This is a genomic window from Carboxylicivirga caseinilyticus (assembly GCF_050589785.1).
Taxonomy (GTDB): Bacteria; Bacteroidota; Bacteroidia; order Bacteroidales; family Marinilabiliaceae; genus Carboxylicivirga; species Carboxylicivirga caseinilyticus.
Window position 1 is genome coordinate 85,886 of the sequence record NZ_JBNGOX010000010.1, and the last position, 25,116, is coordinate 111,001.

Consider the following 25,116-nt stretch of genomic DNA (forward strand, 5'->3'; position numbering starts at 1 on the left):
AACATCAAAAAGCAAAGGTTGTTTTGCATTTCTAATAATTCAGACTTAATAATCTACCATACATCCACATATATGTGGCTTTGTACAGAAAAATGCATCATTTAACATTAAGTGTATTTTAAATAAATCTAAACTTAGTAGTTTTGTCGATTGTTTTGACTGTGGTTGGTAATGAAATTACAACCCGAACTGTAAGATAATTAGATGAAAAAGAAGATATCATTTCTAAATAAAACCATTGAACGCAACGAATACCTTGTATTGCTTTATCGATTTCTGTATTTAATGCTGATCTATTCTGGTTTCCGGATTATTTTTTGGTTGATGAATACTGATTATTTTCCTGCGGTTTCATTTTCTGGTTTTATTGAGATTATGAAAGGGGGAGTGGTATTTGATCTCGCTGCTTTGCTTTATTTAAATGGTATTTATGTCATTCTTTACCTTTTACCTTTACCATTCAAATTTGGTAAAGTCTATCAGGTATTTCTAAAGTGGTTATTTATGCTGGTTAATAGCATTGGTATTGCTCTTAATAGTGTGGATATCATCTATTACCGGTTTATACTTAAACGTACAACTTATAATGTTTTTGATATTATTAAAAACGAGGATAATCTTGGTCGTTTATGGGTTCAGTTTTTTATTGATTACTGGTATGTGGCAGTTTTGTTTGGATTAACTATATGGCTATTATCAAAGTTGTATTCAAGAGTCAAACCAAGACCAGTTTTATTCAGAAGAAAATGGCTTGTTTACCCTACGGCAGTAGTTGCACTTGTTTTATTCACAGGATTTAGTGTTGTGGCAATCAGAGGTGGTTATCGTCATTCAACCCGCCCAATGACAATGAATAATGCTGGAAAGTACGTTGAAAGTGCAGAGCAGATGAATCTGGTTTTGAATACTCCGTTTTGTGTGATCAGAACATGGGGGAAAAAGGGTATTGAGCGTCGCAATTATTTTGATCAGGAAAAATTATTATCTCTTTACAATCCTGAAATTAAATTTAATGTTGATTCTCAAAAAGAAGATAAAAAGAATATTGTGATTATCATTCTTGAGAGTTATAATCGCGAATATGTGGGGGCGTTGAATAAAAACCTGGATAATGGAAATTATAAAGGTTATACCCCTTTTCTAGATTCTCTCATTCAGCAATCATATTGCATAGAACATGCTTATGCCAACGGGTTTAAGTCAATTGATGCTTTACCATCTATCATTGCATCGGTTCCATCGTTAGAACTACCTTACATAGTTTCAGAATATTCAACCAACAGTATCAATGGTCTTCCAACTTTATTAAAAAAAGATGGATATACCAGTGCATTTTTTCATGGTGCCGCCAATGGTTCGATGGGATTTGACGCCTTTGCAAAAATGGCTGGTTTCGACAAGTATGTTGGTAAAACAGAATATGGTAATGATGATGGTTACGATGGAATGTGGGGCATTTGGGATGAACCATTTTTTCAGTTTTTTGCCAATGAAATGGACAAAATGCAAGAACCGTTTTTTACTACATTATTCTCTTTATCATCGCATCATCCCTTTAAATTGCCCGAACAATATGAAGGAGCTTTCCCCAAGGGAGAATTACCGGTTCATCAGTGTGTAGGTTATACAGATATGGCTCTGCGTAAATTCTTTGATAAGGCCAAAACGATGGATTGGTATACAAATACTTTATTTGTTATCACCGCTGATCATAGTTCTGCATCTGCTTTTGAATCATCCAAAAACAATGTTGATTGTTATTCTATCCCTATGTTATTTTATGCTCCTGGCGATAGTTTGTTAAAAGGCTTGGATAAAAACGTAGCGCAGCAAATAGATATTTTACCTTCTGTTCTGGGCTATATTCATTTCGATAAGCCATTTGTTTCATTCGGAAATAACATATTTGATGCAAGTGACGATCGTTTCGTTATCGGTTATCGTTCGGGTAATTATCAGTATTTGAAGAACGATACAATTCTTCAATTTGATGGTAATCAGCTTAAAGCAGTTTATGATATTTCAAAAGATCGGATGATGACTAAGAATATTGTCGATGAGGTTCAGGTAACTGGTATTGTGAATGAGTGTAAAGGCTTTCTTCAACAATACAGTAATCGCATGATTGATGATGGTTTTAGTTTAAAGGAGTAGGAAAGATCGGAAGGGAAAAGTAGAATATGGATCCTTCTCCTGAATTACTTTCTACCCAGATTCGACCATTCAGAATATCTGAAATTCGTTTCGAAATAGCTAACCCAAGTCCGGCACCATCATTAATACTTGATTTCTGATCGACTTGCCAGAATGGTTCAAAAATGAATTTAGTGTCATTTAAATTTATTCCCACACCGGTATCTGACACATAAAATATTATTTGATGGTCTTCTCTTTTACATCCAATTTTGATAATACCAGAAGGTGTATATTTAATTGCATTGGAAAGAAGGTTATTTAAAACCTGGCGAATCATCAGCTCATCACTATCAAAAACAATATCTGGTTTGAGTTCATGAGCTTCGTTGATTATGGTAATGTTATTGCTCGAAGCATAGGAAAACAATTCATATATCTCTGTTACAACAGAAACAGCAGAAACAGCTTCTTTTTTGGGTTTCGTCATGCCGGAATCCAATTTAGAAACTTCTATCAGGTTGTTTAAAATTGACAGTAATTGTTGACTGTTTCTTACAATGATATTGGAATAGGTGTTTAATAAAGATTCTCCCAAATCTTCCACTTCCAGCAATTGTGCAAATCCCATGATACTATTCATCGGTGTTCTGATTTCGTGACTAATATTAGCCAGAAATGATTTAGTCAGTCGTTCACTCTCTGACGCCTTATCAAGAGCTACCTCAAGTTGTTGATTAATTTGTTTTAATTGCTGTTGCTCTATCTTTAAATCCCGGTTAGCTTTATTTAAATGTGTAATTACTTCAGCTAACTGACTTTGCATGTTTTCAAAGCTCTGTGCCAAATGCCCAATTTCATCTTGTCGGTTAACCAAATCTTTGTCTATCGTGACATTTAAATGATTTTGCCAGAGTTTATTAGAGAGGTTGGTAAGCCTGATAATAGGGTTTGTGATTCGATTAGATACAATTGAGATAATTCCCAAAGTGAGCAATAGCATGATTATACTAAGCCAAACTGTATTTGAACGTATTACGTTTAAAACTGATAGAAGATCATCTTGAGGAATTAAGAGTACAACACGGTATTTCGTTTCGCCAACACTCATTGAAGCTATTTCGTAATTTGTGCGGTTCATTTTCAGATGCTGAACAAATGATGGGCCTTTGCTTTGAAGGATACTGTCGACGGTTTCTGTTTCAATAAAACTTGCTAAAGGTTGGTTAATTTCTTCCGTTTTCTCTGACATTATTATCTTACCCTTATTATCAATCAGCCATAAAATGGCACTGTCAGAGGATTTGTGACTTTTAAAATGATGAACCAGTAAGGTAGGGTCAATACCAACCCCGGCAACTCCAATTGGATCATTCACATCTCCCATTAAAACATTAACAAATAAAATCGTCTCTCCTAATTCGTTATTATAATCAAAATTTAAAGCACTTTTTTGTTTGCTTTTAATGGACTCAAAAAACCAAGAATCATCAGGGTCATCTTCATAAACAACATCTAACAAATGGTAGTTTTCTCTCCAGTATTCGTGGGTTTTTCTACTAACCGCAAATACAGTTGGATATCCAAATTGTTTGTTTAGTTTATCGAGTCTTTCAAGAGCCAGTTTCTTTAGATTCTCATCCTCATGGTTCATTTCAAACCATTCCAGTAAAATAGGATCATCAGCCAAAATCTCTGAAGTTTCAATGGCTCTTTCAAGTAGTGCTTCGAGTGAGCTTTGATAAGCACGGAGAGTTGTGGTTAGCTGTTTTTCATACGCATCTTTCATTAAAGCCCGACTTACCGAATAATAGTGAATCCAACCCAAAACAATGATTGTTAAGAGTACCAGAGTACCTATAACAATTGCAAGATTTGTTCGTATTTTTTTTTGCCTAAGTAGATTCATTTCAGAATTTTTTCCCCCTCGAATTTACATTCACTAAATTCAATATTTAAAACGTTTTATGAAAGTAAATGTTGGTATAGTTTTATAAAATATCAAAATATTCACAATGCATTGACAAGATATTAGTCAGATTAATATTTTGATTCTAAAAGGGCTTAGTACTAATCTTTTTCTTCTTCCAGATGTGACTTGGTTATTGATATTTAATTATGAGTGAAACTGAATACTAACACAGTTAGGTTATTTCAACCACAAATCGGGTTGAACACCAATAAAAGTCGAAAATTTCATAAGTTGTTATCTGATTAATATATAGTTTGTTGTATTTGGGTGGTGTGACTCTTTATCAGTATGAATGTGATTTTTTCTCAAAAGTTTTATGGAATTTAAAAGATGCCTGCATCCTTTCTGTAAACAATAAAGAATCTAATCTAAAACCAAATGCATATGCAACTAATCCAAATCAAACGTATTGCAGTAATCTTTCTTTATTTGATAATATCCATAACTATTATTTACGCTCAAAAGGAGAATATATTGGTTACCGGAACAATGACTGATAGCAGTGGAGAAGCCATCCCTGGTTTATCAGTTACTATTGATGGTACAACAGAAGGAACGATAACGGATGTAGAAGGAAATTATCAGATTAAAGCTCCCCTGGGCTCAACGCTTGTTTTCAGTTTTATTGGTATGAAAACAAAGAAGGCCATTGTTACACGAACAGGCTTGAATCCTGTTGGAAGCAGAATGATTATACCCTTTAACCACATAAAAGAAGATACCCGATTTGTACGGGAAGAAGAAAGGAAGGCATTGAGTGATTCGGCAAAGGTTGCTGACAGATATAAATACTATCGCGAATATCTGTCAGATTCAGCAATTGTTGAAAGTTATGACCGGATTAACACGACTGCTTTAGAAATTAATTCAAACCGTATTGAACGCCAGATTAGGCGATACAGTAACCTGTATGGTGAAAGAAATTATCGATTGGGAAAAATAGTTGTGAAATCAAATTTTGCATTTGACAGGGTTGCCCGCTTACCAGAACTTCAGACAAAATATGCACAAGGAAGACCATTGAATGGTTTGCTAACTTATCAAGGTCCTTCAACAGGTGAGATGTTCTCATGGGGACCTCCACTGGTAAATCTTGAATATGATGGGATTGCCACTCCAGATGATGTCAGGGGTTCGTTGGTTGCTAAAGGCGATGGTAATGGAGAGTCAGCAATAGTATCTGATCCAACCAATATTTTCAAAACTGGTTTTACTAATTCGTATGATATTGCATCCTACCATACATTAGGATCTGTATATATTGATGTTGGTTACCGATACCTACTAAGTTCAGGAGTACTGCCGGGTGAGGATATCCAAAGTCATCGTTTTAATGCAAAGCTGGATTGGAACGATCGGATAAAAGCTAATGTAATTTATCACACTTCAAAAGATAATTTCCGTGATGGTATTATGAAATCACGAATTCTTTCAACAACTTATCTTACTCCGGTTTCGTTTGATAATAGTTTTGGTTTGTCAGCCAAGGATGCACAAAGAGACCAGTCAGTAATTTATCATCCGGATGGTTCAATACGGAGTGCGTCTCCTACACATCTTGATAACCCTTATTTGTTTGTACAGAAAGGTGTCGACAGAAATGAACATCAGTCATTGTTGTATAATGTCGATTTTGAGGAAAACTGGTCAATGGGACGAATAAAAGCAGATTTTTCCGGTCAATATTCTGAAAATCAACGAGAGTTAAAATTTCCAGAAGGAACTGTAGGAAATTTAGGTGGAATTAATAGTAATCGGAATGATAAAGCTGTTAATTATTTTGCTGGTGCATTTGTAGAGAATTATTTATTTGGATATCAGTTTCGATTCAATATTCCCATAAGAGCCGAGTTTTATAATTATAATAGAGAACTTGCCGTAAACAATTCTGAATTTGTGAATAATAAACAGGTAAGGAACATCTTTACAGCAAATCCAACATTGCAATACTCACGGAACTATGATGATATTTTAGTGGCAAAAGCGGGTCTTAATATTTACGCTTCTTCAACAAGTGACAAAGTATATTACAGGCCTAATTTTGACGTATCATTTTCTCCTTTCATTTGGTTTGATCGTACTTTTTATTGGAAAACACAAAATGTTTTTCAAAGTTTTAAACTGAAGCTTGATTATGTAAGCCAGGTGAACGAGTATATCCTTGATTACCGCGCTGGTTTGAATAATTCACTTGCATATAATGTAGCTGACTTTAATCGTTATTTCGAAGACCAGGAAATCAATGTTCACACTTCAATTCAACCCGAGATTGTTTCGAAGCTTGATTTTAGTATTACATCAAGCTTTATAAATGGAGCACTTCAGTCAACTACCTCTTTTTATTGGAATCGTCGTCGCAACTGTATTTTTCCTGTTTTAAATAATGATGAATTGGTTTTTGAAAATTTAGGGGATATTAAGGTTAATGGCTGGGAAGAAACCTTATCTGCCCGCATATTGGATAATTCTTTTAAATGGGATGTGAGTTTAACGATGTCACAGATCAAATCAAAAGTATCAAAAAGTAAATACGAGGCACCAGTTACACTGGCTGGTTTTGCTGATGTGCATACGGCTTTTGTGAAAGATCATAGTCCGGGTGTAATAATGGGCAATAGCTGGCTTAGAAATACGGAAGGAAAGAAAGTGATAGGGGCTGATGGATTTCCATTGGTTGATTTTTCTCCTTCGGTACTTGGTGATCCCAATCCAGATTTTTTCACTGGGCTGTCCAATGAGTTTTCTGTTAATGGAATGGAATTTGGCTTTACTCTGGATGCTGTTATTGGGGGTGATGTATGGAACGGAACACAGGCTACCCTGGATTATTACGGTGTATCACAAAAAACGGCAGATGAGCGGGAGATTAGGAACTACATTTTTGATGGAGTTAATCAGAATGGAGAGGTAAATAATAAACTGGTTTCGTTTGCTCCCGATGATGGATCAGTTGCAGATAACCGATGGGTAAGATATGGTGTTACTGGCGTTGCTGAAGATTACATTCAGGATGGTTCACGACTGGTATTGAAGGAATTGTATTTTACTTACAACTTCAATGTTAACACTGTTAAACGTTGGGGATTGGAAAATCTTTCAATAACAGCTATTGCCAATAACCTGGTTACTTTATCCCGTTACAAGGGTAATCTGGCTTCCAACACCTTATGGGGACATAGCAATACCATGGGGCTCGATTATTTCAACAGTCCGCAGATAAGACGCTATGGATTAACGCTACAAGTTACATTTTAACAACTTACCTAAACCTGAATAATATGAAAGCATATAAATATCTGACTCTTATAATACTATTGCCGCTTCTTACTGGATTATTTTCGTTTACCGGAATTGATGAATTGTTTATTGGTTTTTTGAAGAAGCGTCTGGTAGAATTTAATCTGTACTATCCTGTTGAGAAGGCATATCTGCATACTGATAAAACATTTTATAAGCCGGGCGATGATATCTGGATTTCCGGTTATTTGGTCGATGGGATTACATACGAGGCATCAGAAATCAGTACAGTTCTTTATATCGAGCTAATCGACCCTAAAGGTTCTGTTTCGCAACGTAAGAAGTTTATGGTAAAAAATGGCCAAAGCAAGGCTCATTTATTTCTGCCTGAAAATGCCCCGGGTGGACTCTATCATTTGAAAGCTTATACTCGTTGGATGCAGAATTTTGGAGAGAAGTTGGTTTTTGAAAAGAAGTTACAGGTTCAGAACATCATCAAGCCTAATCTATTATCGGTTCTTGATTTTGAAAAAGAAGCGTATGGAGCCGGAGACACTGTATCTGCCAGTATCAATATTCGTGATTTACAAAATCAACCTGTTGCAAACAGGCAATTGAGTTTTTCTGTAATGCTTAAAGGAGCAGAGTTTAAAAAGGATATTGCCTTAACTAATGATGAAGGGAATGCGAGCATTCAGTTTATTCTTCCGGATAAGCTAAATTCATCAGATGGAGTTTTAAATGTTGTTTTTAGTTATAAAGGTCGTAACGAATCAATATCTCGATCAATACCGATTGTATTAAATGTAATTGATTTACAATTTTTTCCTGAGGGAGGAGATGCTGTTGAAATGTTACCATGTCATATGGCTTTTAAGGCCCTGAATGAGTTTGGGAAACCAGCCGATGTTGAAGGTGAGATTAGAGATAGTAAAGACAAATTGATTAAAACATTCGCAAGTTTTCATCAGGGTATGGGTGCATTTGATTTTGTTCCTGATTCAAATGAAACTTACAGAGCTATTGTTTTAAAACCTGCTGGCATACGAAAGTCGTTTTATCTTCCAAAACCAGATGCTGAAGGCTTTGTGCTTCATCTGAATAGAAGAGAAGGCGATGAATATAAATTTTCGATTTACTCTAATGTAGAGGAAAAAGTACACATAGTTGTACAAGCCAGAGGTGAAATTTTGTACACCCAAAGCAGAATGCTTAAAAAAGGTAAGATCACCGAAAACATCAGGCTTGATAAGAAACAGCTTTCAGGTGTGGCACAAATAACTGTTTTTGATGATTTTGAAAGACCTTTGGCAGAGCGACTCTTTTATGTATTTCCTGAAAACAAACTCAGTATTGATATAACTACTGATAAAACAACGTATGCCCCGCGTGATAGAGTTAAGATGTCGATGAAAGTAAGGGATCAAATGGGTGAACCTGTATCAGGTAATTTCTCTCTGGCTGTTGTGGATGATAAAATTGTGACTTTTGCTGATGACAAACAGGATAATATCTTGTCGTATTTATTGTTGTCGTCCGAAGTGAAAGGAGAGATTTATGAGCCGTCTTTTTACTTTAATCCTGAAAAAGAAAAGGCAGCTGAAGCGATGGATTATTTACTGCTTACACAAGGCTGGAGAAGGTTTGTGTGGAAGGATGTCCTGGAGCTGGAAAAGAAAAGCCTAACTGAAGCTGAACGATATGATCGGGTATCAGGCAGAATCGTAAACTCATACGGTAAGGGTGTTAAGTCACGGGTAATAGTGATTGATAATGAGAACAGGAAATACTCAAAAATCATAACCAACGAAGGGGGACGATTCTCAGTATCAGGTCTTGATAATTATAATTATCTGCAGATTTTTGCAAAATCCTTAGATAGAAAGAATAAATACGTTAATATAAACATTAGTCAGTCAGTTAATAATGTAGTAAATCGTTCTGTGGTTTCTCCAACCATCTTTGGAACTGCACAAGTTAATGCATTGATTTCAGAAACCCGGAATGTTAATAACTCCATGAAGATGGAAGAGGAGTTCATTGAAGACTCAGAGGTTATTGTTTCAGCATCTGAACAGAAACGTGTTTCAGCGGCTTGGTCGATGGAGGAAGATGCTGTCGCTCTGGATGAAGTGGTGACTATTGGCTATGGTACTCAACGGTCTTCAAGTGTAACAGGAGCTGTTACATGTATCAGGGCCGAAGATTTAAACAGAGTAAGTTCAGATGTAAATTATGCCTTGCAAGGGCAAGTTGCCGGGGTACAGGTCATTAATGGATCAGGTGCTCCCGGGGCTAATTCATCCATAATGATCAGAGGTGTGTCTTCTGTATCAGCAAATAATGCTCCTCTGTATGTGGTTGATGGAATTCCTGTAACTGATGTGAATAATATTAATTCCAATGAAATAGATAAAATCGAAGTCTTAAAAAGTGCTTCTGCATCTGCTATTTATGGTTGCAGGGGGGCAAATGGAGTTATTTTTATAAATACCAAAAAAGGTAATTACGGTCATTATTACAGGCAACGTAAATATTCACGAAAAATGGCTCAGAACTTTGTATCAGGTGGCTATCATTTTGAAAAAGTGAAAGAATTTTATGTTCCTCGTTATGGTAATAAAGAATCAAAGGGATTTGACAAGCGCGAGACGGTTTATTGGAATCCGTCGATAACAACTGATGAGAATGGGAATGCTGAAGTTGAGTTTGTGAATACTGATGAAGTTACCACTTTCAGAGCCACCGTGGAAGGAATTGGTAATAATGGATTGATTGGGCGAACAGAAGGTTTTTATTCCGTTCAAAAGCCTCTGCAAATGGAAGCAAAAGTACCTCCATATGTAACGTTTGAGGATGAAGTAGAAGTGGCTGTTTTGATAACCAATAATACAGAAAACAGTATTGAAGGGGAATTAAAAGTTGATTATCCACAATCATGGAATATAAAGGATCAGCCAGTATCTATTGTGGAAGTTGATTCAGAGTCTTTTAAAGAAGTGATTTTGAAGTTTAATGTAGGCTCCAAAACGGGTAAAGATAGTTTGAGCTTCAGCTTTGGTAATGAGCAATATCAAACAGAACTAGTGGCAGAGACCAACATTGTAAGCAAAGGTTTTCCTGCTGAGATGTCTTACTCATCCAGAGCCATCCAAACAGAATTCAGTTTTGATTTATCCTCAGCTGTAAATAAGAGTGAACATATGAGCATTTCGGTTTATAATAATGTTTTAGCCGAAGTGATGGATGGAATTGAGTCGGTGATCCGTCAGCCACATGGATGTTTTGAACAGGCCAGTGCTTCCACCTATCCGAATGTGCTCATTTTGAAATATCTTGAAGAAACAACTAATGTTGATGCGGAACTGAGAGCTAAAACCATAAAATTCATTGATGAAGGTTATAAAAAACTAGCTGGTTATGAAACAAAGGAGAACGGTTTTGAGTGGTTTGGAAAAACACCTCCACACGAAGGGTTAACAGCTTTTGGGTTGATGGAATTCTACGATATGAAGCAGGTATACAATGGTGTGGATGATACAATGTTGAAACGAACCATTGTATGGCTGTTAAGTAGAAAAAATGGTAAAGGTGGTTTTGATACTAATAAGGGAAAATATGGTTTTTCAGGTGCTTCTGATGAGGTAAGCAATGCATATATGGTTTATGCTTTTTCTGAGGTAGGTCTTCCGATTAAGGATTATGAAGCTGAGTTTACCACGGCTTTTGAAGAGGCTATGAGAAGCAAAGATGCATACCGTATGGCCTTGATGGCAAATGCTTGTCTGAATAGAAAAGATCAGGCAAAAGCTACACAACTCATAGATTATATCATCAAGAAGCTTCAAAAAGGAAGAGTAGAAGATTTAAAATCCAATCATTCGATAGTTCGATCCTGGGGTAAATCACTTCAGGTTGAAACGGCAGCTCTTTCGGCTATGGCATTGATGAAAAACGGTGATGAGTATTTTACGGAGTTACTTACGTTAATGGACTATATTTTGGGTGCACGTAGTTTTGGAGGTTTTGGATCCACACAGGCAACGGTGCTTTCCTTGAAAGCCATTACGCAATATGCAGGCATTGTAAATAAGATGCCTGAGAACGGATCATTAGTGCTTAAGATAAATAATAAGGAGATGCTGACACGCAAAATTAGTGCTGAGGATAAATTAATTATTCTGGATAGTCTTGAACAGTATCTGTCATCAGGAGTGCAAACATTTAATCTGGAGTTTAAAGGAGTCAGGAATCCACTTTCGTTTACGGCTAATGCCCAATGGATGCAAACAGTTCCTGTTTCATCAGAGAAATGTAAGGTTCAGTTGAAAACTAACCTGATGAAATCGGAATGTGAGATAAATGATCTGGTTCGTTTATCGGTTCAGCTGAAGAACAAAACCAGATCGGGCTTACCCATGACAATCACTATGGTGGGTATTCCATCAGGATTATCAGTTCAGCCCTGGCAACTGAAAAAAATGCAGGAAGAGAATGTATTTGATTATTACGAAATACATCAGAATTACCTTGTTTTGTATTATCGCGAAATGCCTTCGTCTGTTGTTAAAACAATTAATCTTGATTTAAAAGCCGAGGTGGCTGGTACGTATACCGCTCCGGCAAGTTGTGCCTATTTGTATTACACCAAAGAACACAAAGACTGGCAAAAGGGTGAAGAAATTAAAATAACCAATCCGTAATTTTAAGTTTGATCCGCGAAGATTTGTTTTACAGACTTCGCGGATTTTTTTTCTTTCGAATGAGACCTGTTCACTAATTTACTCATGTTATTCTTTTCACAATTAAATTTGTATTTTCGGGGCGTTTTGGTGGATTTTCTCTTTCAGAGAATGCCTTAATATGGGAATCCGGTGCTTCAATCAAGAATAATCCGGAGCTGTACCCGCAGCCGTAAGTCCGTTAAATGTTATTGAAAACCATTGCCACTGTTTTGCTCTGCACAACGGGAAGGCTTCAGTAACAGGATAAGCCGGAAGACCTGCCATTACTTAAAGCTTTCGGGAATAAAAGCAAAATGAACCATCTGTGACTTCATTTTCTTTTTTCATTAATAAGTGTATTAATGGAAGTAAGCTTGAATTAATAATTATCAAAACTTTAAAGCTAAAAATGAAAGGGTTTATTGTTGCAGGTACTAATAGCGGATGTGGAAAAACGACTGTTTCAATTGGATTAATGTCGTTGCTTAAAGCCAAGGGTTATCAGGTAGCCCCATTTAAAACCGGGCCCGATTACATCGATCCTTTATTTCATCAGAAAATACTCGAAACGCCTTCTTATAATCTGGATACCTATTTACTTCCTGATAATGCTGTTAGTCATTTGTTTCAGAAACATTCTGAAGGTAAGGATATAGCTGTGGTTGAAGGTGTAATGGGTATGTATGATGGTTTGGGTGTTGATTTGAAAGGTAGTACATATGAACTGAGTCAACGACTGAATTTACCGGTTGTTTTGGTTGTTAGTTGTAAAGGATTGTACCAGTCTGTTGGTGCAATTGTAAGTGGTTTTAAAAATTACAGGATTCATTCAAATGTTAAGGGAGTGATTTTAAATCATTGCTCTAGTAAAGAATACTATTCTTTTCTGAAAGGAATAATTGAGGAGGAGTGTGGTGTAAAATGTGTGGGATATGTTCCTTCCAATAAAGATTTTTCGCTGGAGAGTCGTCATTTGGGATTGGTTCAAGCCGAAGAAGTTGAGGATTTACAAAGTAAAGTGCAACAATTAACAGATGTTCTGGAAACTACCATTGATTTAGAAGCCTTATCAGCTATTTCAGAGTTTGAATTCAACAAAAATGTTCACTTTTCAGTGCCCAAAATTGATCTCTCTGATTTACATCTGGGTGTGGCATACGACAAAGCTTTTCGCTTTTATTATCAGGATAACCTGGAATTGTTAAAAGAGTTGGGAGCAAAGCTATACTTTTTCAGTCCTCTGTATGATGAATCATTACCGTTTGAGTGTAATGCTTTATATATAGGTGGAGGATATCCTGAAGTTTTTGCACAACAGCTGTCTGACAATAATAAGCTAATGCGCCTGATTAAGGATAAGGTTGAAGAGGGCTTGCCTGTTTATGCCGAGTGTGGTGGACTTATGTATCTAACTGAAAAGATCATAGCATTAGATGGTTCTGAAAATGAAATGGTGGGTATTTTTAATACATCGGTTCAAATGACAAAACGCTTACAACGATTTGGTTACGCAGATTTAAAATATGAAGGTAGTACAACTCGATGTCACGAATTTCATCACTCAGATTTAATTGAAAATATAAAGGAAGCTAATTATCTGAAAGAATATGAATTAAATAAAAGTGAGAAACAACAAAGCTGGAATTGTGGTTTGCAATATAAAAACTGCCTGGCTGGATATGCTCATAATCACTTTTATTCTGATTTTCAGTTTTTTGAAAAGATAGTTGAGTTGTGGAAAGGTAAAAATGAGAGCACTTTAATTAAATAACAAGTAAAATACAGTTCATTCTGGTGTATTTTTTTCACAACTTAGTTTCTTTATGACGTTTTATTTGTCATTAACGCCCCAAAGGGCGCAATCATCTATTAATGTTTTTACTTAAATGTTTTAGTGCAACTTATAAGATATTTTACTAATGTTGTTTATAAGTGGCACATTTTCTATTGGTTAGTGATATTTATGGGAGTGTAGGTTTTATCAAGTTATTATTCTGGCATATGAGTTGGTTTTAGGTTGATATGTTCAACTTAAAACTGAAGAGATGAAACTAAAGATTAATCACAGGCTCATTTATTTATTCCTGTTTCAAATAATAGCAGGTTCCTTCTGCCGGATCAATGCTCAAGTTGCACCGGTTGACAAAACATCATCGCCTTATTTCATTGTGTTATCAGAAGATAAAGAAACAGATCAGCTGCCATTAAAATCAACTACAGTTGATGTTGATATCACTGGTGTCATAGCAAATGTTAAGGTGCATCAGGAATACAGTAATAATGGGGAAAATACACTGGAAGCTATTTACGTTTTTCCGGCCTCAACAAAGGCTTCTGTTTATGAAATGAAGATGAAAGTGAATGACAGGGTGATCAATGCTATTGTGGAAGAAAAAGGTAAAGCAAGTGATATGTATAAGAAGGCTCGCAAAGAGGGTAGAATAGCTTCTCTTCTGCAGGAGGAAACACCCAATGTATTCCGGATGAAAATAGCGAATATATACCCACGAGCAAAGGTTGAAGTTGAATTGAATTATACCGAATTACTTTCGCCAGAAGGTGGAGTTTATGAGTTTGTTTATCCAACTGTTGTTGGTCCCCGATATGCTAATGATTTAAATAAATCAGACAAATCAGATAATTGGGTTGCTAATCCTTACCTGAAATCAAGTGTTTTACCTGTGTCAGATCTAAATTTGAAGATAACTCTTAATGCCGGTATTTCAATTAAAGATATAAAGTGTGACACGCATAAAAATAAGATAGATTTTAAAGATCCATCTACAGCAACCTTGAACATGTTGGACTTAAAAGGTGGAAACAGAGACTTTATAATGCAATATCGTTTAGCAGGTAAAACAATTGAATCAGGCATAATGCTCTATGAAGATCCTAAGGGAGAAAATTATTTTCTGGCAATTATGCAACCTCCTCAACGTGTGTTACCAACAGAGTTAACCCCCAGAGAGTATATTTTTATTGTTGATGTTTCGGGTTCTATGAATGGTTTTCCACTTGATGTTTCAAAATCGTTGATAAAAAAACTGCTCCTTCAGCTTAAGGAAACAGACCTGTTTAATATCGTTTATTTTGCGGGGGGATCTGAGGTTTATTCAAAGGAATCGGTTTTGGCATCAAAAGAAAATATTGTTCAGGCATTAACTTTTTTGGATCAGAAAAATGGTGGAGGTGGTACAGAGCTACTTCATGCACTGGAAGAATCAATGGGATTGAATTCTAATGAAGGTTATTCACGTTCTTTTCTGATTTTTACAGATGGATATGTGAATGTTGAGAAAGAAACATTCAAATTTATTGAAACTAACCTTGATCAATCCAATTTCTTTGCCTTTGGAATAGGTACAAGTGTAAATCGTTATGTTATTGAAGGAATGGCTCATGTAGGATGTGGTGAGCCTTTTAAAGCAATTAATAAAGAAGAGGCGGAATTGGCTGCAGATCGTTTCATTAACTATGTTTCTCAACCTGTTCTAACTGATATTAAATATCATTTTGAAGGAATTAATACTTATGATTTAATTCCTGAGAAGATGCCTGATTTATTTGCTGAACGACCCCTGGTAATTTGTGGTAAATATAAAGGAGAAGCAGCTGGCAAACTAGATATCAATGGTAAAACGGGTAAAAAGGAATTTAAAGGAATATTAAAATTTGAGAAAAGTAGTAATGCTGATAATACCTCTTTAAAGTATTTGTGGGCAAGAGAGAAAATCCGCTATTTGTCGGATTATAATAAATTGAACTACGACGATAAATTAAAAGAGGAGCTTATTTCGCTTGGAAAGAAATATAATCTATTAACTGAATACACATCATTTATAGCCGTTGATGAGGTTCAATCCATTGAAAGAGAAAGTCAGATTACAATTAGACAACCTCTTCCTTTACCCGATCGAGTTAGTAACTTTGCAGTTGCAAGCAATCTGGTTGTTTTAAATGATTGCGAATTAGATGAGGAATTAGAGTTTTATGATACAGATAGTTCTGAAGATTTTTCTGTTCACGTATTTCAAATTATTGAAAAGATGCCTGAATTTCCAGGTGGGGAAGCTGCTCTGAATAATTTTATCACCAGCAATATTCAATTTCCTGAGAGTGCAGCCGAAAATGGTATAAGTGGAACCGTTTATGTTAGTTTTACCATTGATGTGGATGGATCTGTTACTGATGTAAAAGTACTAAGAAGTGTTAGTAAAGAACTGGATGAAGAGGCTATGCGAATCATTAAATTAATGCCAAAATGGTCTCCGGGGGCACAAAGGGGTAAATCTGTTAAGACTAGTTTTACGGTTCCTGTTAGATTTACTCTTGATCAATAAGTGCTGGGTTATTAATAAATGATTAAGTTCACAAAAAGAGCCTAACAATTACGTTAAGCTCTTTTCTATTTATAAAATTAGATTCCGTTTATTCAGCTTTAATTATGACCTTTGCTGCTTCCAATCCTTCACTTGTGGCAGTTACTTTTATTTCACCTTCGCCATCTGCTTTAACTATTCCTAAAAACAATCCGCTGAAAGCCTTTCTTTCAGGTGATGGGAAAGGAGTGAAACAGGTTGGATCTCCATTATCAGTTGCAACAACCTGACCTGATCCTTCCACTGTTAACTTATTAATACCAATAGTTTTTGTTCTTTTTACATCTTGAACTGTACTGAAATACTTGCCTGGTAAATTATCCTAGAGTACATTCTTTTATTAGCCATTTCCATTTAAAATGATTTTAGAAAGAAAGACTACACGTATATCTAAAATTGGAGGCATAAAATCAGGTAAAAATAATAAATCAGTTTGACCGGTCTGATATTAACGGTTGTTTGCCGATTGCAGTACTTAAAATTTATTAACTAATTCTTCGATATTTAAAACTGGATGGAATTATTGGTTCAAAACCCATTACTACTATTAACCCCTGTTCTCCAGAACCATTATTTAATGCTATAAAATCTATTCGAATCCATTATTACTATACGATTGCACAAAAGGGGCAAAACCTTAAGTTTTTGAAGGGTTGGTTGAGAAGGATTGAATCAATTAAATTTAATAAGCTAGATTATTAGGAGAGAGTTTTTAATCTTCGTTGTTTTTTGGGTTGTAAATAATGATTATTTGAATAAGTATGGCTAAAAATACTAAGAAAATTATTTCAAGACGAGTAAAAATGTTTATTGCATCCATCGTTTTATTACTCATTATCATCTGTCTCTTTCCTTCATTAAGTTGCACTTTTGATAAATCAAATAGATACTGAGAGATAGTATCAATACTTTCAAATAGCTTAATATGATCTAAAACTTTATTATTTTTTTCTAAATACTTAAGATTTTCAAATTCTGATTTTAGCTGTCCAAATAACTTTTGTTCTGATATTGTCAATTTTGTTAGTTCATATTTGACCAATATCTCAGTTATTTTATGATTGATTCTTACATTGTTTCTCTTTAGGTATAGGGTATCATTAGTAATGTACGCTGTCTTTTTTTCTTGAACTAGCATTGATAGCTCAAAAATAAAATCACTAGCAACAATTCGGTCTTCGTAGATTGTAGTTACAGAATCCCTGAGACGATTATAATTATCTCGGTCAATTAGATTTGTTGTAAGAACTATTATAAATATTAATAAAACACTAGCGATCCATTTAATTTTTTTGTATAAACTCATCTTATGATTGATTTATTAACCTTGAATTAATATATTTTGGGGTATTACTTATGGATGTGTTTTAAAGAATCCATTAAGTTTGAAAGTTCGGCATAGGGTTTGTCGTAATGATTGATATAGATGTTATTATGGAAATCATTGATTTCTCTTAGAACAGGCATAGTTTTCTTCCATTTATTTGGACTAATACAAGCAAGAAAAGCATTTCTGGCTTCTTCCATTCTTTTATCTGCTTTCTTTAATAAAATTTTGCCATCTTCTGTTAATGCCAAATTCTTCGCACGTCTATCTTCATCATCCTGAAGTTCAATTATAAATTTATTTCTTACAAGACGTCTAATGGTATCCATTCCTGTTGTATATTCAACAAGGTGTATGTTAATTAGATCAGTCTTTTTTGCTTTTTCAAGATTTTTGATAGTGTAAAGAAATAAATATTCTAGCCTAGAGTTTAATGGTAGATCAACTAAGTACTTCCTAATATAAAACTCTTCAAATCTGGCAATGCGCAATACATATTCCTGAAACTGTGTTTTTACATCCATCAGACTTAAAAAATATTCAGTTTCAGATTTCAATTTATGGTCAAATTTCTTTTCTAGTTTCGTATTTGAAATGGATTTCTCTTTGATTTGTTCAATCATCCACTCGGAAAAGTTTAATAAATTGTGTTCCTCTAATGATTCTGATTCAAATTGTTCCCATGAACTAATTAACTGTTTTATTATATCGTATCTACCCATTCTTTAAAAGTGCTTTTCAACAAATATACTTAAATATTCGAATACATCGAAACCGACATATAAAGTGTCTTTATTGTATTAAAGTGCTTTAGTAATTAAAAAATAGATATATCTTTGCATCGTATCCGATATTAATAGTGTCGCATGCGATTATGTACTATATAAAGAAGGAAGATTTAAAATTTTGGGTATGATAAAGAAGAATATAAATAATGATAGCCTTTCTTTCTGGACAAAGAAAGTGATGACATATAAAGATTATGGTAGAATATTTAATCTTATTTCTGAAGATGTAGGTAAATCACATATACCAGCTTCAAGTCTACATAGGTTATATCTCCTAGTAATGCTTAGTAAAAAGTATAGTAATAAAGATATTCCTAAGAATGCAGTCACGCTTAACTCTGAATTGGTTATCACAAATAATGAATTTCAAAAGCAATTAGTAAGAATTGTTCTACCTCAAGATATGATTGGGAAGCATGACATATCTCTTTATAATATATTGGCAATTGCTTGTTTGGGAGCTATGGAAAAAGATGATATCGTTGTTGATTTTAATAAATCAATACAAAGGTTTCATATTGAAAAGGTTGCTTTTCATTCTGATAGCAATAAGCTTTTTCACATCTAAGAACATTTAGAATTTATTAATTATGGAACAACAGATTAAAATTACAGAACTTGACTATTTACGTTTAAGTAACTTGATTGGATCAGCTAAAAAAAAGAAGAGTTTTGATTTGCAAAATATAGAGGCTTTGGCATATGAAATAAAACGGGCAGAAAAAGTTGATTCAAAAAAAATATCGTCTGAATTTGTAACCATGAATTCTATAGTACAGGTTGAGAGTTTAGATACAAAAAAACAGATGAAAGTTAAGATAGTGTATCCCAAAGATGCAGATTTCAGCAAAGGTCATGTTTCTGTATTATCACCTTTAGGCAGTGCCTTGTTAGGTTATAAACTTGGAGATACTGTTCAATTTAATGCCCCTCGAGGCATAGTTTCAATAAAAATTTTAGCAATTGATTACCAGCCTGAAGCCAATGGAGCATATACAATGTGAATGTTTTCTTGTATTAATAAGCTGTTGAGTAAAAATTATTAAAATATGAAGAAGTACAAAAACAAAAATGAAGTCTCAGGTACTAAGAAAAGTAATGAGAAGCATCATTTCCAATCGGATACATTAATGATTTTAACCGATGAAAAACACAAGGGGCTTCTTGTAGATCAACATGAATTTATAGTGCCTTGGCAAGAGAATATTCAAATTTGTAGGAAGTGATTTTTATGACCAATTCACTGGAGAAACAGCTTAGGATATAACAAATAAAGAACAAGAAATATAATCATTGAAACACGGAAAGTTAAAGAAGAAAAAGTTAAAGTTAATTCAAAGGAATTAAGGGTGGCTATGTGTTAACAGCGATAACAACAAAGACTGTAGTATTCGAAATCCAACCCAAAAAGTTCCTTTTTGCGAGGAGTATCATTAATAAATTGCATTTTGTTATATAAATTGAAGAAAATAGTGGTTGTTTTATACAATTTATTTGCAAAATGATGGGGATACTAAAAACTAGTATCCCCTGTTATAGATGTACTTATCTGAATTATAGCTGTTGGAATAAATAAATTCTTTAATTTATGTTTCGATTGCAAAAAGAGAATAACTCCTTTGTTGGATTAGATTTTTAAATACACTATGGGATAGTATATTACCAGTCCAATAACCTCTTTTCACCTTCCAAGGCCTTAATGCCCGAAATTTCCTGAGAGACTTCAATAACGCCTTTGTAGTTTCTGTTTTCGTCACGAACAGCAAAATATTGAATAAGGATATATTCCCCACGCATTTTAATCCAGAAATCAGCCTGGTCTTTTTCTCCACTTCTGAAAGATTCAACAATTTGTTCAACTACATGAACACTTTCAGGCGGATGGCAGTTGCTTACTTCACGTCCAATAATAGCCGTTGTACGTGGAAAAATTCGTTTAGGAGGTGTTGAGAAATAGCAAACCTTGTTGTTTTCATCAACAAAAGTAATATCAACCGGAAGGTGATTAAAAATGAGTTTGATTTGCTCTACACTTACTTTGCCCGTTCCAAGATTTACAAGGTTCCCTTCATAATCTGGTTTTACTTCTTTGTCCATCTTTAAATTAGGTTGAATAAACGGATAGCCCAGCTCAAAGCCTTCACGATTCATCATTTCTAACTGGCTTTCGCTGATGGTTGATAATATGCAAGGAAAGAGAATGCGTTCTTCTCTGAATTTAATGGCGTGCATGTTAAAGAAAATATCGCCCACACATTTATTGAATGGTTTAAGGTCAACATTTCCTTCTTGTAATCGAGTAATAACAGATTTAATATTTCTACGAATATCATCATGAAATGACCACATAATTTGTAAACAGCGATAGTCCGGCCATGTTTCTTCAATGATTGGGAATAGGACATTCTCCTTAATTGTGTAATGCTTTGTAAAGACTTCAAGTTGTATAAAGAGTTCCGCAAGTGTTTTTTGTAAGTCAACATTGTTGGGATCTTTCACAAACTCCTTAAAAACAGGACGGATTTTATTCAATAGCAACTCCATTTCGTGGTTATTCTGTTCCAATACACCAAGAAATGTATCAGGCTTTGGTTCAACCATAACATAATCACGAATAGGAACATGGAAAATATTCAGCACTTTATTTGTAAGTACTTTAATATCCTCCATGTTATATCCATCTTTTATAATTTCATCGAAAAGGGTAATAAAATCAGTTGGTATAACGGTAGAAATAAAATCCTTGTTTTCACTTATAAATGAATGAGCATTTCCAGTTTCCAATATAAGCTTAGAAACCTCTTGCAATTTTTCAATCCGTACCTTTTTTGTATTTGTAAATTCCGACATATTCCATTCTAAACTTTAAAAAACACCCAAAATTCTTCTTCTCCTTTTTTATCAAGCCAGTGCTTGTAATCCAAACTCAATGATTTATCAATTAAAGGAGCCGGAATAAATGGAGCTATTACTTTGAGTATTTTATTGGCTTCAAGTTTCTTTACAGCCGAAAGCACCTCATGAACTGGTTGTTCACCAGCATTCAGCATATCACGAATGTCAATAGTCTGAATAACTTCATCTTCTTGAAACCACTCTGGTTTTTCAGTTACATACTCACCATGTTCTACCTCCATATTATCCGTTGTTTTCTGCCCAACTTCGGTTCGTAGAGTGTTTATTAACTCTTCCACTTTTAAACCACCAATGGTTGCTGCCTGTGAGAGGCTGGTAATTTTAGCTACGGTTTTTCTTAATACCGGATTTCTCAACTTCTTAAAAGGTGGGGCAGCAGATATTAAAACATCTTCTAGCTGAGGATATGCCTCTAGTAAATCAAAAATCTTTGTCTTTGGTGTTATAATTAATTTATCCATATTATTCTTTTTTAGGTTCTCCATACGATAAAATACGTTGTTCACCTTTCAAAGCTCTATTTTCGGTAAGGTCTTGCGAATATTCCAGCGTACCTAAATATTCTCCATTCTCATCACGTAGCGCAAAGTATTCTATTTTGACAAATTTTCCTTTCATTTGAATCCAGAATGGTGCATGAGAGGCTCTTCCTGATTTAAAGTCTTCAACAATTTTTTCTACTATATGAGTACTTCCAGGAGGATGACAAAGACGCACATCTCTATTTATAATTGAGCGACTTCGAGCAAAAATACGCTCTTTACCTTGGGTGAAATATTTCACTTTATCATCTTTATCCACAAAAGTCATGTCGGCAGGAATGGTATTCAGAATTGCCATTATTTCTTTTGCCGTAAAGCTGCCTGATGGCAATTGAATAGTACCATCTCCAGATACATTTGTTTCCGAAGTTTCTTCGGTCATTCCTTCAGGTTTCCAATCGACTTGTGGGTCATATAAAGTAAACCCAAATTCAAGCGTTTGTTTATGAATATTGTACCAATCTTCCACAGTTAGTAAATCCATTGCCATCGGAAAAAGGATTTCCTCCTCTTTCTGTACCATATCTACTAAGCCTTGAATCGCTGGTAAGAAAACTAATTCAAGTGATTCCTCTAAATCCTCAGTTTTTAATTCTGGCGATTTAAGAATTTCTATACAACCTTTTAATTGTTCTCTTATTTCATCATGTTTACCCCACATAACTTTTGGAGGGCCAGTAATCTCATTCTTTTCAAGGTAAGGAAACACTAGGTATTCTTTACGTTGGTAGTGCTTGTCAACATCCATGAGCTCATTAAAGATGCCTTGTAGAGCAAAGATGTATTTCTCAAATTCATCCTTTCCAACTTGACTAAGTGCCTGAAGCAAGCCTTTTGCTTTAACTGCAACTCTTTTTAACTCAATATTTTCTTTTTTAAATACATCCACAGGATGACCTTCCGGAATATACTTAGCTCCACTTAAATCAACATTGCCCTCAAGTACGGAACCGTGAATGTCACATAATTTTAGAACTTCGGACTCAGGCAAACCTTCCTGTATGAGTTCTTGCTCTACTTCAACTACCTCGCCGTATGGAATATTTTTTAATGATTCGATTAACTTCTTACGTACTTCGTCAGCAGATTCTCCTTCGTGGAGTTTCAGAATAAGTTCCTTTAACTTATCCTTTCTATATTTTGAGTTATTTATTAATTCGCTCATATCAATTTTTTTTATAAAAGTTTGGTTTGTGTTGTTGGTCTCGGAGCTTTGGTAACTAATATTCTTGCTTGCATGTCGCCCTCATTACTTAAATGATGTACAATATTTGCAGGACTTTCAATCAAAGTATCTTTTTCAAATACTTTTGATTCTTCACCCACATGCACCGTTGGTGTTCCTTCCAACACATAAAAGGTAACATCAACAGGAGTTTTGTGTGGTTTTAAGGTTTCGCCAGATTGCAGGGTAATGTGCATTATTTGTGCTGATTCTTTACTGTATAGCTGCTTTACATCAACCTTATGCGGATTCTCCTTGGGTTCTTCGGTCTTATAGCTTCTTGAGATCATCTTATTTATGCTTTAATTTTTATAAAGGTTACAATAATTTAACGAGTTCTAGGTCTTTTAAATTTCTTTCTCCAAAGCAAATAACCGCTTAACACAACAAGAACGCTCACCAACCCTGACAAAGGCACTAAGAGTATATAAAAATCTCCAAGAAGAAATCGAAAGAAACGGCCTGTATGGATTTCTAGTGAAAAATTCCAAAGTGACATTTTTGATTGTTCAAGTACATTATTTGGCATTTCCGGAAATAACTTATCATGATACAAAGGAACTACACCTTTATCGTAGTCAATCATATATTGCTTACCCTTCAGATCTGTAACCAATCCAGTAACTTTAAAATCACCAATCGGCCTGCCTGTAGAGTTACCAACGTGCATTTTACCTTGTGCCAAATTATAGATTTCAGGATGAGCAGGATGCCATAAGAACAAACCACTAAACGAACCTATAATGTAAGCTCCATCATTGAAGTTTTCTAGTACGTTTATTCCCATTACACTAACAGGAGGCTGAATCCTAAAAGCTTCGGGAGCCAACTCATCTTTATCCATAGAGTAGATTCCTTCCGATGTTGCTAGTATGAATTCCTTTCGGTTTTCATCATATTTTAAGTCCCTCAATTTATCGTACCAGGGATTTGGTTGGTCGAGATGGGAGAATTTGATTGGATTTACTTTTGAATACGCAATAGCAATGAGTAACGGAGGTCGCAAAAACATTCCTGTAAAGAACAAAACTATTAGACACACAAATAACCATACACCCGTTTTATTATGCCATTTTAACGACCATCGGTTTGTCTTGACAATTGATACAACTGTTTTCGACTTCTTCTTTCTTCTCTTTATCCATCTAGGAAAGAAAAAGTATATAATTCCGGTAAGAGATAGAAATAAGGTTATCATACCTAAAAAATCTACAAATAGTTTTCCGGGAATTCCAAAAATCTCCCCTGAATGTATTTGCCACAAGGTTTCAAAAAGTGAGACTTTATTGTTGTAATCATGAGGTTGTTTCAGTTCAATTTTCTGAAATTGGGTATTGATACCTTCCGACTTTCCTTTAAAGAGGTAGGAGCGATTTAAAACATAGAGAGTATCATCAATGCTTTCAATAGCAACAAAGCGTTTAATGTCAACATCTAGATCAAATTTACTCCATTGACTTCTGGCTCTGTCAAAAGAAAATAGTCCGAATTGAGTAGCACAATATAAATTCCCATCACTGGAATGGTGCAGGTCAAATATCTTTCGATTATCACTTCCTTTTGGGAATCCATTATTGAAGGAACTATAATCTGTAAAAGTTGAATCGGTAAGCCATACACCAATATTTCCAAATATTAGAATGCTATCTGCACTTATGATGAGGTTGCTTTTTAAAGCACTGTTATTCCAATTTTGATAACGAAATTCTTTTGGTAAATTATTGCGTGAAACATCAATACTAGAAAAGAATTCACGATGGTTCATGAAAATACCTGTGACACTATAATACAGCAGTAAGAAAGAAATAATTAACCCAGGCCATTTATGAAGTTTTTTATAAATTCTTGCCAATTTACCTTTTGATTTTCCCAT

At 34.8% G+C, this 25,116-nt stretch carries 18 protein-coding genes and 1 riboswitch; of the genes, 9 read left to right on the forward strand and 9 right to left on the reverse strand.

Annotated elements, in window-relative coordinates; genetic code table 11:
- Nucleotides 1-204: 204 nt before the first annotated feature.
- Nucleotides 205-2,154: an LTA synthase family protein gene (locus ACRD62_RS07450; protein ID WP_430819505.1), complete on the forward strand. Its 1,950-nt coding sequence runs from the start codon at nucleotides 205-207 to the stop codon at nucleotides 2,152-2,154.
- Here the strand turns inward: ACRD62_RS07450 and ACRD62_RS07455 are convergent.
- Nucleotides 2,138-4,042 (reverse strand): sensor histidine kinase, encoded by a 1,905-nt coding sequence (locus tag ACRD62_RS07455; RefSeq protein WP_430819506.1) that lies wholly within the window; start codon nucleotides 4,040-4,042, stop codon nucleotides 2,138-2,140. The two genes, ACRD62_RS07450 and ACRD62_RS07455, sit on opposite strands and share 17 nt — an antisense overlap.
- A 447-nt stretch (nucleotides 4,043-4,489) precedes the next feature.
- Between ACRD62_RS07455 and ACRD62_RS07460 the strand changes: the two genes are divergently transcribed.
- The 4 genes from ACRD62_RS07460 to ACRD62_RS07475 all read left to right on the forward strand — a co-directional run bounded on the left by ACRD62_RS07460 (nucleotide 4,490) and on the right by ACRD62_RS07475 (nucleotide 16,406).
- Nucleotides 4,490-7,360, forward strand: a complete 2,871-nt coding sequence (locus ACRD62_RS07460; RefSeq protein WP_430819507.1) for a carboxypeptidase-like regulatory domain-containing protein — start codon at nucleotides 4,490-4,492, stop codon at nucleotides 7,358-7,360.
- A 23-nt stretch (nucleotides 7,361-7,383) separates the two neighbouring features.
- Nucleotides 7,384-12,045 carry a TonB-dependent receptor plug domain-containing protein gene (locus ACRD62_RS07465; protein WP_430819508.1) on the forward strand — a complete coding sequence of 1,554 codons (4,662 nt, stop codon included), beginning with the start codon at nucleotides 7,384-7,386 and terminating at the stop codon, nucleotides 12,043-12,045.
- Nucleotides 12,046-12,155: 110 nt separating this feature from the next.
- Nucleotides 12,156-12,366, forward strand: a riboswitch (cobalamin riboswitch).
- Nucleotides 12,367-12,475: 109 nt separating this feature from the next.
- Nucleotides 12,476-13,837, forward strand: a complete 1,362-nt coding sequence (locus tag ACRD62_RS07470) for a cobyrinic acid a,c-diamide synthase CobB (protein WP_430819509.1) — start codon at nucleotides 12,476-12,478, stop codon at nucleotides 13,835-13,837.
- A 274-nt stretch (nucleotides 13,838-14,111) separates the two neighbouring features.
- Complete coding sequence (locus ACRD62_RS07475; RefSeq protein ID WP_430819510.1) at nucleotides 14,112-16,406, forward strand: TonB family protein; 2,295 nt, start codon at nucleotides 14,112-14,114, stop codon at nucleotides 16,404-16,406.
- Nucleotides 16,407-16,494: 88 nt separating this feature from the next.
- On the opposite strand, the gene ACRD62_RS07480 is transcribed toward ACRD62_RS07475, so the two are convergent.
- A complete protein-coding gene (locus ACRD62_RS07480) occupies nucleotides 16,495-16,689 on the reverse strand; it encodes a hypothetical protein (protein WP_430819511.1) in 195 nt (64 codons plus the stop codon).
- Between the two features lie 266 nt (nucleotides 16,690-16,955).
- Here ACRD62_RS07480 and ACRD62_RS07485 point away from each other — a divergent pair, with 266 nt between their 5' ends.
- Nucleotides 16,956-17,147 carry a putative peptidoglycan-binding domain-containing protein gene (locus tag ACRD62_RS07485; RefSeq protein WP_430819543.1) on the forward strand — a complete coding sequence of 64 codons (192 nt, stop codon included), beginning with the start codon at nucleotides 16,956-16,958 and terminating at the stop codon, nucleotides 17,145-17,147.
- Nucleotides 17,148-17,157: 10 nt separating this feature from the next.
- Here ACRD62_RS07485 and ACRD62_RS07490 read toward each other — a convergent pair whose 3' ends face one another.
- Together ACRD62_RS07490 and ACRD62_RS07495 are read right to left on the reverse strand one after the other, a co-directional pair.
- Complete coding sequence (locus ACRD62_RS07490) at nucleotides 17,158-17,751, reverse strand: MCP four helix bundle domain-containing protein (RefSeq protein WP_430819512.1); 594 nt, start codon at nucleotides 17,749-17,751, stop codon at nucleotides 17,158-17,160.
- A 44-nt stretch (nucleotides 17,752-17,795) separates the two neighbouring features.
- A complete protein-coding gene (locus ACRD62_RS07495; protein WP_430819513.1) occupies nucleotides 17,796-18,494 on the reverse strand; it encodes a MarR family winged helix-turn-helix transcriptional regulator in 699 nt (232 codons plus the stop codon).
- 190 nt (nucleotides 18,495-18,684) lie between these two features.
- Here ACRD62_RS07495 and ACRD62_RS07500 point away from each other — a divergent pair, with 190 nt between their 5' ends.
- The 3 genes from ACRD62_RS07500 to ACRD62_RS07510 are packed head-to-tail and all read left to right on the forward strand — an operon-like array spanning nucleotide 18,685 to nucleotide 19,786.
- Nucleotides 18,685-19,128 (forward strand): hypothetical protein, encoded by a 444-nt coding sequence (locus ACRD62_RS07500; protein WP_430819514.1) that lies wholly within the window; start codon nucleotides 18,685-18,687, stop codon nucleotides 19,126-19,128.
- Nucleotides 19,129-19,150: 22 nt separating this feature from the next.
- The gene (locus ACRD62_RS07505) at nucleotides 19,151-19,564 is read left to right on the forward strand and encodes a GreA/GreB family elongation factor (protein WP_430819515.1); all 414 of its coding nucleotides are present in this window, start codon (nucleotides 19,151-19,153) and stop codon (nucleotides 19,562-19,564) included.
- 45 nt (nucleotides 19,565-19,609) lie between these two features.
- On the forward strand, nucleotides 19,610-19,786 hold the full coding sequence (locus tag ACRD62_RS07510) for a hypothetical protein (protein WP_430819516.1): 177 nt from the start codon (nucleotides 19,610-19,612) through the stop codon (nucleotides 19,784-19,786).
- A 433-nt stretch (nucleotides 19,787-20,219) separates the two neighbouring features.
- Here ACRD62_RS07510 and ACRD62_RS07515 read toward each other — a convergent pair whose 3' ends face one another.
- The 5 genes from ACRD62_RS07515 to ACRD62_RS07535 are packed head-to-tail and all read right to left on the reverse strand — an operon-like array spanning nucleotide 20,220 to nucleotide 25,116.
- Complete coding sequence (locus ACRD62_RS07515; protein WP_430819517.1) at nucleotides 20,220-21,410, reverse strand: DUF438 domain-containing protein; 1,191 nt, start codon at nucleotides 21,408-21,410, stop codon at nucleotides 20,220-20,222.
- Between the two features lie 8 nt (nucleotides 21,411-21,418).
- The gene (locus tag ACRD62_RS07520; protein ID WP_430819518.1) at nucleotides 21,419-21,937 is read right to left on the reverse strand and encodes a DUF1858 domain-containing protein; all 519 of its coding nucleotides are present in this window, start codon (nucleotides 21,935-21,937) and stop codon (nucleotides 21,419-21,421) included.
- Between the two features lies 1 nt (nucleotide 21,938).
- Entirely contained in the window at nucleotides 21,939-23,183 is a 1,245-nt protein-coding gene (locus ACRD62_RS07525) for a DUF438 domain-containing protein (protein ID WP_430819519.1), read from the reverse strand.
- 11 nt (nucleotides 23,184-23,194) lie between these two features.
- Nucleotides 23,195-23,533 carry a cupin domain-containing protein gene (locus ACRD62_RS07530; protein WP_430819520.1) on the reverse strand — a complete coding sequence of 113 codons (339 nt, stop codon included), beginning with the start codon at nucleotides 23,531-23,533 and terminating at the stop codon, nucleotides 23,195-23,197.
- A 38-nt stretch (nucleotides 23,534-23,571) separates the two neighbouring features.
- Nucleotides 23,572-25,116, reverse strand: coding sequence for a PepSY-associated TM helix domain-containing protein (locus tag ACRD62_RS07535; protein WP_430819521.1), 1,545 nt, complete (start codon nucleotides 25,114-25,116; stop codon nucleotides 23,572-23,574).

What these genes read in the sequence shown, in the direction of transcription:
- ACRD62_RS07465 (WP_430819508.1), top strand. Translation starts at nt 7,384, where the DNA reads ATGAAAGCATATAAATATCTGACTCTTATAATACTATTGCCGCTTCTT.
- ACRD62_RS07450 (WP_430819505.1), top strand. Translation starts at nt 205, where the DNA reads ATGAAAAAGAAGATATCATTTCTAAATAAAACCATTGAACGCAACGAA.
- ACRD62_RS07515 (WP_430819517.1), bottom strand. Translation starts at nt 21,410, where the DNA reads ATGTCGGAATTTACAAATACAAAAAAGGTACGGATTGAAAAATTGCAA.
- ACRD62_RS07460 (WP_430819507.1), top strand. Translation starts at nt 4,490, where the DNA reads ATGCAACTAATCCAAATCAAACGTATTGCAGTAATCTTTCTTTATTTG.
- ACRD62_RS07490 (WP_430819512.1), bottom strand. Translation starts at nt 17,751, where the DNA reads ATGAGTTTATACAAAAAAATTAAATGGATCGCTAGTGTTTTATTAATA.
- ACRD62_RS07520 (WP_430819518.1), bottom strand. Translation starts at nt 21,937, where the DNA reads ATGGATAAATTAATTATAACACCAAAGACAAAGATTTTTGATTTACTA.
- ACRD62_RS07505 (WP_430819515.1), top strand. Translation starts at nt 19,151, where the DNA reads ATGGAACAACAGATTAAAATTACAGAACTTGACTATTTACGTTTAAGT.
- ACRD62_RS07535 (WP_430819521.1), bottom strand. Translation starts at nt 25,116, where the DNA reads ATGGGAAAATCAAAAGGTAAATTGGCAAGAATTTATAAAAAACTTCAT.
- ACRD62_RS07470 (WP_430819509.1), top strand. Translation starts at nt 12,476, where the DNA reads ATGAAAGGGTTTATTGTTGCAGGTACTAATAGCGGATGTGGAAAAACG.
- ACRD62_RS07475 (WP_430819510.1), top strand. Translation starts at nt 14,112, where the DNA reads ATGAAACTAAAGATTAATCACAGGCTCATTTATTTATTCCTGTTTCAA.
- ACRD62_RS07530 (WP_430819520.1), bottom strand. Translation starts at nt 23,533, where the DNA reads ATGATCTCAAGAAGCTATAAGACCGAAGAACCCAAGGAGAATCCGCAT.
- ACRD62_RS07525 (WP_430819519.1), bottom strand. Translation starts at nt 23,183, where the DNA reads ATGAGCGAATTAATAAATAACTCAAAATATAGAAAGGATAAGTTAAAG.
- ACRD62_RS07495 (WP_430819513.1), bottom strand. Translation starts at nt 18,494, where the DNA reads ATGGGTAGATACGATATAATAAAACAGTTAATTAGTTCATGGGAACAA.
- ACRD62_RS07510 (WP_430819516.1), top strand. Translation starts at nt 19,610, where the DNA reads ATGAAGAAGTACAAAAACAAAAATGAAGTCTCAGGTACTAAGAAAAGT.
- ACRD62_RS07455 (WP_430819506.1), bottom strand. Translation starts at nt 4,042, where the DNA reads ATGAATCTACTTAGGCAAAAAAAAATACGAACAAATCTTGCAATTGTT.
- ACRD62_RS07500 (WP_430819514.1), top strand. Translation starts at nt 18,685, where the DNA reads ATGATAAAGAAGAATATAAATAATGATAGCCTTTCTTTCTGGACAAAG.